Consider the following 401-nt stretch of genomic DNA (forward strand, 5'->3'; position numbering starts at 1 on the left):
ACGCATTCCGGGATCGGCACGAAAGCCCGGCGCAGGGACTTGGGCAGCCCCCGGATCAGGGCGTTCACCTTTTCGCGCAGCATGCCCGGCACCAGCCACTCGAACGGCGCTGCGGGCAATTGGTTGAGAAGATGCAGCGGCACGGTCACGGTAACGCCGTCCATGGGGTGACCAGGCTCGAAGCGATAGGAGAGCTTAAGAGCGACCCCGTTCACCTCCAGCGACTCGGGATAGAGCGCTTCCGTGATCCCTTCCGCCTCGTGGCGCATGAGATCGTCGCGGCTCATGAAGAGGAGCCGGGGATTCTTCGCTTCCGCTTCCTTTCGCCAGCGCTCGAACGAGATGCCGTTGTAGACGTCGGGCGGAACGCGGGCGTCGAAAAAGGCAAACATCCGCTCTTC

The 401-nt window shown here is 63.3% G+C and carries 1 protein-coding gene; it reads right to left on the reverse strand.

Annotation, left to right across the window (positions count from 1 at the left end; genetic code table 11):
• The coding region (locus tag ACTFO6_RS17855; protein WP_439935758.1) for a DUF3418 domain-containing protein at positions 1-401 on the reverse strand (401 nt) is incomplete at both ends.

It is taken from the genome of Pelomicrobium sp. G1 (genome assembly GCF_051905455.1).
Lineage (GTDB): Bacteria > Pseudomonadota > Gammaproteobacteria > Burkholderiales > UBA6910 > Pelomicrobium.